Origin of the sequence: Burkholderia sp. BCC1998, from assembly GCF_905339875.1 — a bacterium.
Classification (GTDB): domain Bacteria; phylum Pseudomonadota; class Gammaproteobacteria; order Burkholderiales; family Burkholderiaceae; genus Burkholderia.
The window spans coordinates 118,467-132,266 of the sequence record NZ_CAJPHE010000017.1 but is presented as its reverse complement, the minus strand read 5'-3'; the positions used below and the strand labels follow the sequence as shown (position 1 = coordinate 132,266).

General features: G+C 65.4%; 11 protein-coding genes. 1 reads left to right on the top strand and 10 read right to left on the bottom strand.

What is annotated here, in order from left to right; all coding sequences use genetic code 11:
• Window positions 1-130: 130 nt before the first annotated feature.
• Window positions 131-2,194, top strand: coding sequence for a polyphosphate kinase 1 (gene ppk1, locus U5A56_RS26160; protein ID WP_321925283.1), 2,064 nt, complete (start codon window positions 131-133; stop codon window positions 2,192-2,194).
• Between the two features lie 115 nt (window positions 2,195-2,309).
• Here the strand turns inward: ppk1 and phoR are convergent, their stop codons facing one another.
• From phoR to ftsH, 10 genes are all read right to left on the bottom strand, one after another.
• Entirely contained in the window at window positions 2,310-3,629 is a 1,320-nt protein-coding gene (phoR, locus tag U5A56_RS26155; protein WP_257775172.1) for a phosphate regulon sensor histidine kinase PhoR, read from the bottom strand.
• Window positions 3,630-3,686: 57 nt separating this feature from the next.
• The gene (gene phoB / locus U5A56_RS26150) at window positions 3,687-4,388 is read right to left on the bottom strand and encodes a phosphate regulon transcriptional regulator PhoB (protein WP_006750313.1); all 702 of its coding nucleotides are present in this window, start codon (window positions 4,386-4,388) and stop codon (window positions 3,687-3,689) included.
• Window positions 4,389-4,419: 31 nt separating this feature from the next.
• Window positions 4,420-5,124: a phosphate signaling complex protein PhoU gene (phoU, locus tag U5A56_RS26145; RefSeq protein WP_044844888.1), complete on the bottom strand. Its 705-nt coding sequence runs from the start codon at window positions 5,122-5,124 to the stop codon at window positions 4,420-4,422.
• 18 nt (window positions 5,125-5,142) lie between these two features.
• Window positions 5,143-5,991: a phosphate ABC transporter ATP-binding protein PstB gene (gene pstB / locus U5A56_RS26140; RefSeq protein ID WP_039319486.1), complete on the bottom strand. Its 849-nt coding sequence runs from the start codon at window positions 5,989-5,991 to the stop codon at window positions 5,143-5,145.
• 15 nt (window positions 5,992-6,006) lie between these two features.
• On the bottom strand, window positions 6,007-6,900 hold the full coding sequence (gene pstA / locus U5A56_RS26135) for a phosphate ABC transporter permease PstA (RefSeq protein WP_044844889.1): 894 nt from the start codon (window positions 6,898-6,900) through the stop codon (window positions 6,007-6,009).
• Window positions 6,897-7,880 (bottom strand): phosphate ABC transporter permease PstC, encoded by a 984-nt coding sequence (gene pstC / locus U5A56_RS26130; protein ID WP_044844890.1) that lies wholly within the window; start codon window positions 7,878-7,880, stop codon window positions 6,897-6,899. Before pstC ends, pstA begins: the two co-directional genes overlap by 4 nt.
• 94 nt (window positions 7,881-7,974) lie before the next feature.
• The gene (gene pstS / locus U5A56_RS26125) at window positions 7,975-9,009 is read right to left on the bottom strand and encodes a phosphate ABC transporter substrate-binding protein PstS (protein ID WP_124523546.1); all 1,035 of its coding nucleotides are present in this window, start codon (window positions 9,007-9,009) and stop codon (window positions 7,975-7,977) included.
• 453 nt (window positions 9,010-9,462) lie between these two features.
• Window positions 9,463-10,818: a phosphoglucosamine mutase gene (gene glmM / locus U5A56_RS26120; RefSeq protein WP_044844892.1), complete on the bottom strand. Its 1,356-nt coding sequence runs from the start codon at window positions 10,816-10,818 to the stop codon at window positions 9,463-9,465.
• A 36-nt stretch (window positions 10,819-10,854) separates the two neighbouring features.
• Complete coding sequence (gene folP, locus U5A56_RS26115; RefSeq protein WP_321925281.1) at window positions 10,855-11,796, bottom strand: dihydropteroate synthase; 942 nt, start codon at window positions 11,794-11,796, stop codon at window positions 10,855-10,857.
• Window positions 11,797-11,824: 28 nt separating this feature from the next.
• Window positions 11,825-13,720 carry an ATP-dependent zinc metalloprotease FtsH gene (gene ftsH / locus U5A56_RS26110; protein ID WP_044844894.1) on the bottom strand — a complete coding sequence of 632 codons (1,896 nt, stop codon included), beginning with the start codon at window positions 13,718-13,720 and terminating at the stop codon, window positions 11,825-11,827.
• Between the last annotated feature and the right edge of the window lie 80 nt (window positions 13,721-13,800).

Below are 13,800 nucleotides of genomic sequence, written 5' to 3'. Positions count from 1 at the left end.
TATGAGACGAATCGGTTCAAGCGTAGAATTTCCCGATATAAATACATTATTGTCATCAGCACGTCATCGTACCGTGAGAGTTTCCGAGCGTCCTTTCGAATCATCGCCTGAATCACCCCCTACTCTGCCGATGTCCGTCCGCTATCCGCTTCTCAATCGTGAACTCGGCATCCTCGGCTTCAACGAGCGCGTGCTGGCCCAGGCGGCCGACCCGCACATTCCGTTGCTCGAGCGACTGCGCTTCATCTGCATCACCAGCAGCAACCTCGACGAGTTCTTCGAAGTCCGGATGGCCGGCCTCCAGGAACAGATCCGCGACAACCCGGGCGCCCTGACGCCCGACGGCATGTCGCTGCAGCACGCTTACGATCTCGTCGTCGAGCGCGCGCAACGGCTCGTGCACCGCCAGTACACGATGCTGCACGAAACCGTGCTCCCCGCGCTCGAACAGGAAGGCATCTACTTCCACGCGAGCGACTCGTGGAACGACGAGCAGCTCGAATGGGCGCGCCGCTACTTCCTCGACGAACTGCTGCCGGTGCTGACGCCGATCGGCCTCGATCCCGCGCACCCGTTCCCGCGCGTGCTGAACAAGAGCCTGAACTTCGTCGTCGAGCTCGAAGGCCGCGACGCGTTCGGCCGCCAGGCGGTGATGGGCATCGTGCAGGCGCCGCGCGCGCTGCCGCGCGTCGTGCGCATGCCGCAGGCGCTGTCGGGCTTCGAGCACGGCTTCGTGCTGCTCAGCTCGTTCATGCAGCGCTTCGTCGGCGAACTGTTCCCGCAACTGGTCGTGAAGAGCTGCAACCAGTTCCGCATCACGCGCAACAGCGAGCTGTTCGTCGACGAGGACGAAATCACCAACCTGCGCGTTGCGCTGCAGGGCGAACTGCCCGCGCGCCACCTCGGCAACGCGGTGCGACTCGAAGTATCGGCCGATACGCCCGCGCATATCGTGCGACGCCTGCTCGAGGAAGGCCTGCTCGGCGAGAAGGACTGCTACCGCGTGTCCGGCTCCGTGAACCTCGTGCGGCTGATGCAGATCCCCGATCTCGTCGATCGACCCGACCTGAAGTTCGCGCCGTTCACCGCATCGATCCCGCCCGCGATCGCGAACGCGCCGACGATGTTCGACGCGATCGATGGCGGCGACATCCTGCTGCACCACCCGTACGAAAGCTTCCAGCCGGTGCTCGAACTGCTGCAGCAGGCCGCGAAGGACCCGAGCGTCGTCGCGATCAAGCAGACGATCTATCGCACCGGCACCGATTCGCCGCTGATGGACGCGCTGATGGAAGCCGCCCGCAACGGCAAGGAAGTGACCGTCGTCGTCGAGCTGCTCGCGCGCTTCGACGAGGAAACCAACATCAACTGGGCGTCGCAGCTCGAAGCCGTCGGCGCGCACGTCGTGTACGGCGTGGTCGGCCACAAGTGCCACGCGAAGATGATGCTGATCGTGCGGCGCGTCGTGCAGAACGGCAAGGCGTCGCTGCGCCGCTACGTGCACCTCGGCACCGGCAACTATCACCCGCGCACCGCCCGCCTCTACACCGACTTCGGGCTGATGACGGCCGACCAGAAGATCTGCGAGGACGTCCATCACGTGTTCCAGCAGCTGACCGGGATCGGCGGCGAACTCACGCTGCACGAGCTGTGGCAGTCGCCGTTCACGCTGCATCCGCGCATCATCGAATCGATCCGCGCGGAGATCGACAATGCACGCGCCGGCAAGCGCGCGCGCGTGGTCGCGAAGATGAACGCGCTGCTGGAGCCGTCGGTGATCGCCGCGCTGTACGAAGCGTCGCAGGCCGGCGTGAAGGTCGACCTGATCGTGCGCGGCGTGTGCGCGCTGAAGCCGGGCGTGCCGGGGCTGTCGGACAACATCACGGTGCGCTCGATCGTCGGGCGCTTCCTCGAACACCACCGCATCTACTATTTCCACGCGGGCGGCGCCGAGGACGTGTATCTGTCGAGCGCCGACTGGATGGACCGCAACCTGTTCCGCCGCGTCGAAGTCGCGTTCCCGATCCGCGAGCGCAAGCTGAAGCGCCGCGTGATCGCCGAAGGGCTGTCGGTCTGTCTCGGCGACAACCAGTCGGCCTGGCAGATGCTCAGCGACGGCCACTACCGCCGGCGGCGCGCGGGCAAGACGATCCGCAACGCGCAACTCGGGCTGCTCGCGAAGTTCTGTTCGTAGGCACACGGCGCACGGTTTCGCGTGCCGCGCACCAAACGAAAAAGCACAGCCCGAGGGCTGTGCTTTTTTCATTCCGCCGGGGTGCCGACGTGAGGCGCCGCTTCGCGTGACGCGCTCACGCCTCGAACGCGGCCGGCCGGATCGCGATGATCCGCGAGCCCGGGAAGCGCGCAGTGAACGTGCTGCCGCGCCCTTCCTCGCTCTGCACGTACAAGTGCGAGTCGTGCCGCTGCAGCACGTGCTTGACGATCGCGAGGCCGAGCCCCGTGCCGCCCGTATCGCGCGAGCGGCTGCGGTCCACGCGGTAGAAGCGTTCGGTCAGCCGCGGCAGGTCGGCGGCCGGAATGCCGAAGCCGCTGTCGGTGACGGAGAACACGCCCTGCGCGCCCTCGCGCCGCCACGACACGAAAATCTTGCCGCCGTCCGGCGTATAGCGGATCGCGTTGGTCACGAGATTCGCGAACGCACTGAACACTTCGGTCTGCGCGCCCGTCACGCCGAGCGTCTCATCGATCGCGAACGCGATCTCGTGATGCCCGTTCGACAGCGTCTGCGCATCTTCCTTCAGATGGTCGAACACGGCACGCATGTCGATCGCGTGATCCATCGGCGGCTTGCTTTCGCCCTCGAGCTTCGCGAGCACCAGCAGGTCGGTGACGATGTGCCGCATCCGCGACGCCTGCTGCTCCATCATCTCGAGATAGCGCGCGCGATCTTCCTCGTTCAGCGGCAGTTCGCGCATCGTCTCGAGGAAGCCCGACAGCACGGTGAGCGGCGTCTTCAGTTCGTGCGACACGTTCGCGACGAAGTCGCGCCGCATCGCGTCGGTCCGCTCGAGCTCCGTGATGTCCTGCGTGAGCAGCAGCTTGCGGTTCTCGCCGTACGGGAACACCTGCACTTCCAGCACGTTCTGCCGCGAGTCGCCCATCCCGCGCATCACGAGCGTCTCGTCGTAATGCTGCGCGTTCAGGTAACGGACGAACTCCGGATGACGAACCAGGTTCGTGATGTGCTGGCGCAGGTCGCGCTTCGCATCGAGGCCGAAGTGCACCTCGGCGATCGCGTTGCACCACTCGATCTGGTCATGGTCGTCGAGCATCGCGACGCCATTCGGCGACGCCTGGATCGCCTGGATGAAGCGCGAATGCTGCTGCTCGACCTGGCGCACCTGCGCATGCCACTGCTTCGCGAGCTTGTGCAGCCGGTAGTAGATTTCGCCCCAGATGCCCGGTGCGCTCGGCACCTCGCCATAGACGGGCGCATCGAGCAGACGCCACAGGCGTTGCGTATGGAAGGTGCTGAAGAAGCCCTGCGCGACCAGCATCACGGCCGCGAACCCGAGGGCCGCGGTCGGGCCGGCGAATACGCCGACCAATACGCTGATCAGCACGAGCAGCACGAGCGACACCAGAAAGCGCGCCCAGATGATGTTCATGATTCAGCGTCCGAAAGAATGAACGGCATGCCGCGGCACACGGCATGCCCGGATACGTTACGCGTGCTTGGCGAGCCGGTAGCCGCTGCCGCGCACGGTCTCGATCATCGCATCGCAGCCGGCCGGTTTCAAGGCCGCGCGCAATCGTTTGATATGGACGTCGACGGTGCGTTCCTCGACGAACACATGATCGCCCCAGACCTGGTCGAGCAGTTGCGTGCGGCTGTGCACGCGCTCCGGATGCGTCATGAAGAAATGCAGCAGGCGGAATTCGGTCGGGCCGAGATCGAGCTTGATCTCGCTGCCGTCGCCGTGCGCGGCGACCCGATGCGTGGCCGGATCGAGGCGCAGCCCGTTGATCGATACGACGTCCTCGGTCAGCTGCGGCGCGCGGCGGCGCAGCACGGCCTTGATGCGCGCCATCAGTTCCTTCGGCGAGAACGGCTTCGTCACGTAGTCGTCCGCGCCGATCTCGAGGCCGAGCACCTTGTCCTGCTCGTCGCCGCGCGCGGTCAGCATGATGATCGGGATGTGCTTGGTCCGTTCGTTGTTGCGCAGGTCGCGCGCGAACGCGATGCCGGACTTGCCCGGCAGCATCCAGTCGAGCAGCACGAGATCGGGCAGCACGTCGCTGATCAGGTTCTGCGCCTGCTCCGCGTTGTACGCGCGGATCGGGCAGTGACCGGCATGCTGGAGATTCACCGAGATCAGTTCGGAAATCGCTGGCTCATCTTCGACGACGAGAATGTTGCTGGGCATCGGCACCTCTGTTCTTCCTATACGGAGTCGATTAACTGTTGGCTTCGCGATCGAGCGTGTCGCGCGGCTGGTGCCGCACGTCCGTGCCCTTCACGATGTAGATGATGAATTCGGCGATGTTCTTCGCGTGGTCGCCGATCCGTTCGATCGCCTTCGCGATGAACAGATACTCGAGGCCGACCGAGATCGTGCGCGGATCTTCCTGCATGTACGACACGAGCTTGCGCACGAACGCGCGGAATTCGAGGTCGATTTCCTTGTCGTCCTTGACGATCTGCGCGGCCGCCACCGTATCGAGGCGCGCGAACGCGTCGAGCGCGCGGCGCAGGATCGTCACGGCCATCTCGCCCGACACCTTGATCTCGGCGATGTTCACCGCACGCGCGGCCGGTTCTTCGATCAGGCGGCGCACGCGCTTCGCGATCTTCTCGGCCTCGTCGCCGGCGCGCTCGAGGTTGGTAATCGTTTTCGAAATCGACATCAGAAGACGCAGGTCGCGCGCGGCCGGCTGCCTCCGCGCGATGATGTTGCCGCACTCCTGGTCGATGTCGACTTCCATCGCGTTCAGCGTTTCCTCGGCCGCGATCACCTTCTCGGCCGCATCGCGGTCGAATTCGTTCAGCGCGTGCATCGCGCCGACGATCTGCGACTCGACGAGCCCGCCCATTTCCAGCACTTTCGACGACACGGCATTCAGGTCCGCGTCGAACTGGCTCGACAGATGTTTATCCGACATGGTTGTGATTCTCCGTCATCAGCCGAAACGGCCGGTGATGTAGTCTTCCGTTTCCTTGCGCACCGGCTTGATGAAGATCTTTTCGGTTTCGCCGAATTCGATCAGCTCGCCCAGGTACATGTAGGCCGTGAAGTCCGAGCAGCGCGCGGCCTGCTGCATGTTGTGCGTGACGATCACGACCGTGTAGTCGCTCTTCAGCTCCGCGATCAGTTCCTCGATGCGGCCCGTCGAGATCGGGTCGAGCGCCGAGCACGGCTCGTCGAGCAGCAGCACTTCCGGACGGATCGCGATGCCGCGCGCGATGCACAGACGCTGCTGCTGGCCGCCCGACAGCCCGTAGCCGCTCTGGTTCAGCTTGTCCTTCACTTCGTTCCACAGCGCGGCCTTCGTCAGCGCCCACTCGACGCGATCGTCCATCTCCGAGCGCGTGAGCTTTTCGAACATCTTCACGCCGAACGCGATGTTGTCGTAGATCGACATCGGGAACGGGGTCGGCTTCTGGAACACCATGCCGATCCGCGCACGCAGCAGCGAGATGTCGCGCTTGGTGGTCAGCAGGTTCTCGCCGTCCATCAGGATTTCGCCTTCGGCACGCTGCTCCGGATAGAGCGCGAACATCTTGTTGAACGTGCGCAAGAGCGTCGACTTGCCGCAGCCCGACGGGCCGATGAACGCCGTCACCTTCCCTTCGGGAATGCGCAGGTTGATGTTCTTCAGCGCGTGGAACTTGTTGTAGAAGAAGTTGAGGTTGTTGACCTCGATCTTCGCGTTCAGCGGCGCCAGCGGACGGCCATGCGCCGCATCGTGCGTGCCGGCGGGCGCAGCGGTGCGCTCGACGGGATTCAGGTGGCTTTCTGCCATATTCATCGGATTGCTCCGCCGTTACTTTTTCGAGAAGATCGAGCGCGCCAGGATGTTGAGTCCGAGCACCCCGAGCGTGATCAGGAACACGCCCGCCCATGCGAGCGACTGCCATTCGGCGAACGGGCTCATCGCGAACTTGTAGATCGTGACGGGCAGGTTGGCCATCGGCTGGCTCATGTCGACCGAGAAGAACTGGTTCGACAGGGCCGTGAACAGCAGCGGCGCCGTTTCGCCGGCGATCCGCGCGACCGCGAGCAGCACGCCCGTCACGATCCCGCCGACCGACGCACGCAGCGTGATCTTCAGCACCATGCGCCACTTCGGCGTGCCGAGCGCGACGGCTGCCTCACGCAGCGCGTTCGGCACGAGCTTCAGCATGTTCTCGGTCGTGCGGATCACGATCGGGATCTGCAGCAGCGCGAGCGCGATCACGCCGGCCCAGCCCGAGAAGCGCCCCGACTTCGCGACGACGATCGCGTACACGAACAGGCCGATCACGATCGACGGCGCCGACAGCAGGATGTCGTTGATGAAGCGAATCGTGCTCGCCAGCAGGTTCTTCTGGCCGTATTCAGCGAGATAGACGCCCGCGAGGATGCCGATCGGCGTGCCGACCAGCGTGCCGAAACCGCACAGCAGCAGGCTGCCGACGATCGCGTTCGCCAGGCCGCCGCCTTCGGTGTTCGGTGCCGGCGTCGATTCGGTGAACAGCTGCAGCGACAGGCCGCCGACACCGAGATGCACCGTCGTGTAGAGAATCCACACGAGCCACAGCAGGCCGAATGCCATCGCGGCGAGCGACGCGGTCAGCGCGATCGCGTTGGTCACCTTGCGCTTGCGCTGCAGGCGGTTGCGCATCGCGTCGAGCGCGGCGCCGTTCGGCCCCGGGAAATTCATGATGGGCTCGCTCATTTCTTGCCCTCTCCCTTCTCGAGACGAAGCAGCAGCAGTTTGGAGATGGACAGCACGATGAACGTGATCACGAACAGGATCAGGCCCAGTTCCATCAGGGCGGACGTATGCAGGCCCGGTTGCGCTTCCGCGAATTCGTTCGCGAGCGCCGACGTGATGCTGTTGCCCGGTGCGAACAGCGACACGCTGTCGAGCAGGTTCGTGTTGCCGATCACGAAGGTCACGGCCATCGTTTCGCCGAGCGCGCGGCCGAGGCCGAGCATCACGCCGCCGATCACGCCGGTCTTCGTATAGGGCAGCACCACCTTCCACATCACTTCCCACGTCGTGCAGCCGATCCCGTACGCCGATTCCTTCAGCAGCACGGGCGTGACTTCGAACACGTCGCGCATCACCGATGCGATGTACGGGATGATCATGATCGCGAGGATCACGCCGGCCGCGAGAATGCCGATGCCGATCGGTGCGCCGGCCGTCAGCGGACCGAGCACCCACACGTCCTTGAAGAGATGGCCGATCGGTTTCTGGAAGTATTCGGCGAAGATCGGCGCGAACACGAGCAGGCCCCACATGCCGTACACGATCGACGGAATCGCGGCGAGCAGCTCGATCGCGATGCCGAGCGGGCGGCGCAGCCACACGGGCGACAGTTCGGTGAGGAACAGTGCGATGCCGAAACTGACCGGCACCGCGATGACGAGTGCAATCAACGACGTCACGATCGTGCCGTAGATCGGCACGACTGCGCCGTAGACATCCGAGTTCGGATCCCACTCGGATTGCCACAGGAAGCCGAGGCCGAACTTCTGGATGGTCGGCAGCGACGCAATGATGAGGGAAACGATGATCCCGCCCAGCAGCAGCAGGGTCACGATCGCGGCGAGCCGTGCGAGGCCGCCGAACAGAACGTCTCCGAGACGGCTCGGCGCGCGTTGCTGCGCGGCATCGGACCGGGAGGACGTGTACGAAATATCAGACATGGGCGCCTGTTCTGGATCGCCGGGCGCCGTAACGCCCGGCCTTACCGCACACACTGCCCGGCCGGCACGACCGGGCAGCGAACCGCTGGATGGCTTACTCTGCGGCGACCGGCTTGCCCGATGCGTCCGTCACCTTCGTCTTCCACTGCTTGCGGATTTCCGTCTCGACCGATGCCGGCAGCGAGATGTAGTCGAGGCTGTCGGCAGCCTTCTCGCCGTTCTTGAACGCCCAGCTGAAGAACTTCAGCGTTTCGGCGCCCTGCTCCGGCTTGTCCTGCTTCGCGTGCAGCAGCACGAACGTCGCGCCGACGACCGGCCATGCTTCCTTGCCCGGCTGGTTCGTCAGGATCTGGTAGAACGACTTCGACCAGTTCGCGCCTGCAGCAGCGGCCTTGAACGTTTCGGTCTTCGGCTCGACCACCGTGCCCGTCGAGTTCTTCAGGGCCGTGTAGATCATGTTGTTCTTCTTCGCGTACGCCCACTCGACGTAGCCGATCGCGCCCGGCAGGCGCTGCACGAACGCCGCGACGCCGTCGTTGCCCTTGCCGCCCGTACCCGTCGGCCAGTTGACCGTCGTGCCTTCGCCGATCTTCGACTTCCATTCGTCGTTGACCTTCGACAGGTAGTTCGTCCAGATGAAGCTCGTGCCCGAGCCGTCAGCGCGGCGAACGACCGCGATGTCCGTATCCGGCAGCTTGACCTTCGGGTTCAGCGCGGCGATCGCCGGGTCGTTCCACTTCTTGATCTTGCCGAGATAGATGTCGCCGAGCACCGGGCCCGACAGCGTCAGTTCGCCGGCCTTCACGCCCGGCACGTTGATCACCGGCACCACGCCGCCGACCACCGTCGGGAACTGGAACAGGCCTTCCTTCGCGAGCTCTTCATCCTTCAGCGGCGCGTCCGAACCGGCAAAATCGACCGTCTTCGCGACGATCTGCTTCAGGCCGCCCGACGAGCCGATACCCTGGTAGTTCACCTTCGCGCCGCCGGACTGCTGGTAGTCCGCAGCCCATTTCGTATAGATCGGCATCGCGAACGTGCTGCCTGCGCCCGTGATGTCGGCAGCTTGCGCGGCGACTGCGAAAAGCGCGCCAGCCAGGCCGGCAATCGCGGTTTGCATCAATTTCATGAGACCTCCAGTGTGTGAGCGGATGACTACGGCACCGCGAAGGTTAGGGGCTCCTCATGACGATAATGTGACAATCGATGAAACTGGCGTGACAGTAACATGACTGGTTGAAAGGGTGTAGCGGGCCCGGTTCGGGCAGCCGCACAAGCGCGGCGTGGCGGGGTTGGCGGCAAGAATTGCCGGCCGGGAAGAGGCAGATCCGCGCCCGCCGATGCGGGTTGCGAGCGGATCGTATCGCAGCGCGCGCCGGTCGGAAAGCCCCTTGCGCGGCTGTCGCGATTCAGGGTCGGAGTGTGTGTTTGATCAGACGAAATCCGCGTCGAAAGCGCCCTCTATTTAATAGCGCAAACCTTTGCGTCTGACGAATTGCGGCGCCCGCAGGCGCCGCATGTGAAATTACCGGAGCGGCGGCGCGCAGACGGCCGGACCGTCGCGCGCCGTCGCCGAGCCGGTTCAGGCCGTCGCCGCGCGCACCGCGTCGGCGATTGCTTCCGCGTGACGCGTCGCGTCGGCCGCATGCCGTGCCTCGACCATCACGCGCAGCACGGGCTCGGTGCCCGACGCGCGGATCAGCACGCGGCCGTGACCGGCCAGCGCGCCTTCGGCCGCGTCGATCGCCGCGCGAATCGATGCGTTGCCCTTCCAGTCGGCACCCGGCTTCATCCGCACGTTGATCAGCTTCTGCGGGAACAGCGTGACGCCATCGAGCATCTGCGCAAGCGTGCGGCCGCTGCGCTTGAGCGCGGCCAGCACGAGCAGCGCCGACACGATGCCGTCGCCGGTCGAATGGCGGTCGAGCGACAGGATGTGGCCCGAGCCTTCCGCGCCGAGCTGCCAGCCGCGCTCGCGCAACTGTTCGAGCACGTAGCGGTCGCCGACCGCCGCGCGCACGAATTCGACGCCCTCACGCTGCAGCGCAACTTCGACCGCGAGGTTCGTCATCAGTGTGCCGACCGCGCCGTCGACCTTGCCGACGGTCGCGATGCGGTCCTTCACGAGCACGTAGAGCAGCTCGTCGCCGTTGTACAGCCGGCCGGTCGAATCGACGACCTGCAGGCGGTCCGCATCGCCGTCGAGCGCGATGCCGAGGTCCGCATGGTTCGCCCGCACCGCGCGCATCAGCGCGTCGGGCGCCGTCGCGCCGACCCCGTCGTTGATGTTGAAGCCGTTCGGCGCGACGCCGACCGGGATCACGTCCGCGCCGAGCTCGTGGAACACGTGCGGCGCGATCTGGTACGCGGCGCCGTGCGCGCAGTCGATCACGAGCTTCAGCCCGCGCAGATCGTAGGCGGCCGGGAACGTGCTCTTGCAGAACTCGATGTAGCGGCCGGCCGCATCGTCGAGGCGGCGCGCCTTGCCGAGCCGGTCCGACGATGCGCATTCGAGCGGCTTGTCGAGCCATGCCTCGATCTCGGCTTCCGTTTCGTCGGGCAGCTTGTTGCCGTCGGCGGAGAAGAACTTGATCCCGTTGTCCTGGTACGGGTTGTGCGATGCGCTGATCACGACGCCGGCCGACAGGCGCAGCGCGCGCGTCAGGTACGCGACGCCCGGCGTCGGCATCGGGCCGGCCAGCATCACGTCGACGCCGGCCGCCGAGAAGCCGGCCTCGAGCGCGGCCTCGAGCATGTAGCCCGACACGCGCGTGTCCTTGCCGATCAGTACCGTCGGCCGTGCACCGGCCGCGACGTCGGCCGCACCGGCCAGTACCTTGCCGGCTGCATAGCCGAGACGCAACACGAAATCAGGCGTGATGGGCGCCTCGCCCACCGTGCCGCGAATGCCGTCCGTGCCGAAATATCGACGTCCCATGGCGAACCTTCCTCCTTCGTCTTTCTGATTTCTGACTTATCGTTGCCGCGCGGCTTCGCGCACGGCGTTCCAGACCTTCAACGCATCGACCGTCGCCGCGACGTCGTGCACGCGCACGATCGCAGCTCCACGCTCGACCGCGCACAACGCGGCCGCCACGCTCGCCGCGACGCGTTCCATCGGCGGCTTGCCGCCGATCACCGCGCCGAGCATCGACTTGCGCGACATGCCCGCGAGAATCGGATACGCGCGCCCGTCGGGCCGCGCCGGCGCCGTGTCCGGCAGCGCGGCCAGCAGCGCGTAGTTGTCGTCGACCACCGCCTTGCCGAACCCGAAGCCCGGATCGACGCAAATCCGTTCCGGCGCGACGCCCGCGTCGCGCAGCGCCTGCGCGCGCGCGGCGAGAAAATCGCGCACGTCGCTCACGACGTCGCCGTAATCGGGCTCGCCGACCTGCATCGTCTGCGGCTCGCCGAGCATGTGCATCGCGCACAGCCCGCTGTTACCCTCGCGCACCGCATCGATCGCGCCCGGCTGACGGAAACCCCAGATGTCGTTGATCAAGTCCGCGCCGGCAGCGAGCGCCGCGCGCATCACGGCCGGCTTGTAGGTGTCGATCGACAGCGGCACGTTCAGCGGCCGCAACGCTTCGACCAGCGGGATCACGCGCGCGAGTTCCTCGTCGAGCGGCACGGGCGGCGCGCCGGGACGCGTCGACTCGCCGCCGATGTCGATCAGGTCGACGCCTTCGGCGATCATCCGCTCGGCCTGGCGCAGCGCATCGTCGCGCGCAAGGAAGCGGCCGCCGTCGGAGAACGAATCGGGGGTGGCGTTCAGAATGCCCATCACGAGCGGGCGCTCGAACGTCAGCGAGAAACGGCCGCACTGGAGCGGCGCGGGAATAGATGCGGAAACAGCGGAATCGGACACGGGCGGGAGGCGTTGATGAATGCAAAACGGGCCGGTGTGAAGCCACACCAGCCCGTGAACGGTGCTACGGCGAAGGTCAGGCCGGCGAAGCAGGCGCCGGCGCGTTGCCGGGCTTCACTTCGGCGGTGGTGCCGCCGCCCGACGAATCGCCGCCGACAGCCGGCGAACTCTTCGGCGAACGCGGCGGACGCCCTTCCATGATGTCGTTGATCTGATCGGCGTCGATCGTTTCCCACTCCATCAGCGCGGCCGTCATTGCCTCCACCTTGTCGCGGTTCTCTTCGAGCAGACGGCGTGCAAGGCCGTACTGTTCGTCGAGCACGCGGCGGATTTCGCCGTCGACCTTCTGCTGCGTCGCTTCCGAGATCGTGCGCGTGAAGCCGCGACCGAACGGGCCGTTGTCGCTCTCGTCGTCGACGTAGACCATCGGCCCGAGCGCGTCGGTCATGCCGAAACGGGCCACCATCGCGCGCGCCGTCTGCGTCGCCTTGTTGAAGTCGTCCGACGCGCCGGTGCTGATCAGGTTCAGGAACAGCTCCTCGGCCACGCGGCCGCCGAACAAGATCGCCAGGCGGTCGAGCAGGTAATCCTTCGAATACGTCTCGTTGTCATGCTCCGGCAGCTGCCACGTGACGCCCAGCGCGCGACCGCGCGGGATGATCGTGACCTTGTGTACCGGATCGGCCTTCGGCAGCAGCTTCGCGATCACCGCGTGGCCCGACTCGTGGTAAGCCGTCGCGCGCTTCGCTTCCTCGCGAATCACCGCCGACTTGCGCTCCGGACCCATGAAGATCTTGTCCTTCGCGTCCTCGAAATCCTGCATCTCGACGATGCGCTTGCCGCGGCGGGCAGCGAACAGCGCCGCTTCGTTCACGAGGTTCGCGAGATCGGCGCCCGAGAAGCCCGGCGTGCCGCGCGCGATGACCGCTGCGTCGACGTCATTCGCGATCGGCACCTTGCGCAGGTGCACGCGCATGATCTGCTCGCGGCCGCGGATGTCCGGCAGGCCGACATAGACCTGGCGGTCGAAACGGCCCGGACGCAGCAGCGCCTTGTCGAGCACGTCGGAACGGTTGGTCGCGGCGATCACGATCACGCCCGAGTTCGCTTCGAAGCCGTCCATCTCGACCAGCATCTGGTTCAGCGTCTGCTCGCGCTCGTCGTTGCCGCCGCCCATGCCGGCGCCGCGATGACGGCCGACCGCGTCGATTTCGTCGATGAACACGATGCACGGTGCGTGCTTCTTCGCCTGCTCGAACATGTCGCGCACACGGGCCGCGCCGACGCCGACGAACATTTCGACGAAGTCGGAACCCGAGATGCTGAAGAACGGCACCTTCGCTTCACCGGCGATCGCGCGGGCGAGCAGCGTCTTGCCGGTACCCGGAGGGCCGACGAGCAGCACGCCGCGCGGAATGCGACCGCCCAGCTTCTGGAATTTCTGCGGGTCGCGCAGGAAGTCGACGAGCTCGGACACTTCCTCCTTCGCTTCGTCGCAGCCCGCGACGTCGGAGAAGTTCACCGCGTTGTTGTTCTCGTCGATCAGCCGCGCACGCGATTTCCCGAACGAGAATGCGCCGCCTTTGCCGCCTCCCTGCATCTGCCTCATCATGTAGAACCAGAACACGATGATCAGGATCGTCGGCCCGAGGTAGTACAGCGCGGACATCAGCGCGTTCGGCTCGTCGTCGGCCTTGCCGCTGACCTGCACGCCGTACTTCATCAGATCGCCGACCATCCAGATGTCGCCGGGCGACACGATCTGGTATTTCTGGCCATCAGCCGGAGTGACGGTGAGGTTGCGCCCCTGAACGATGACGTTCTTGACCTTGCCGTTCTTGGCGTCGTCCATGAACTGCGAATAGGACACACCTTCCTGGACGCGGGGCTTGTCGAACTGCTTGAACACCGTAAACAGCACCAGTGCGATCACCAGCCACACTGCTGCCTTCGAAAACATATTGTTGTTCAAAGCACCACTCCTTCACTCGTAGACGAGCGCCTACATTTTCCTTGCGGCGCTCCTCGGTCATTCTAATCCAGTCCGACCAC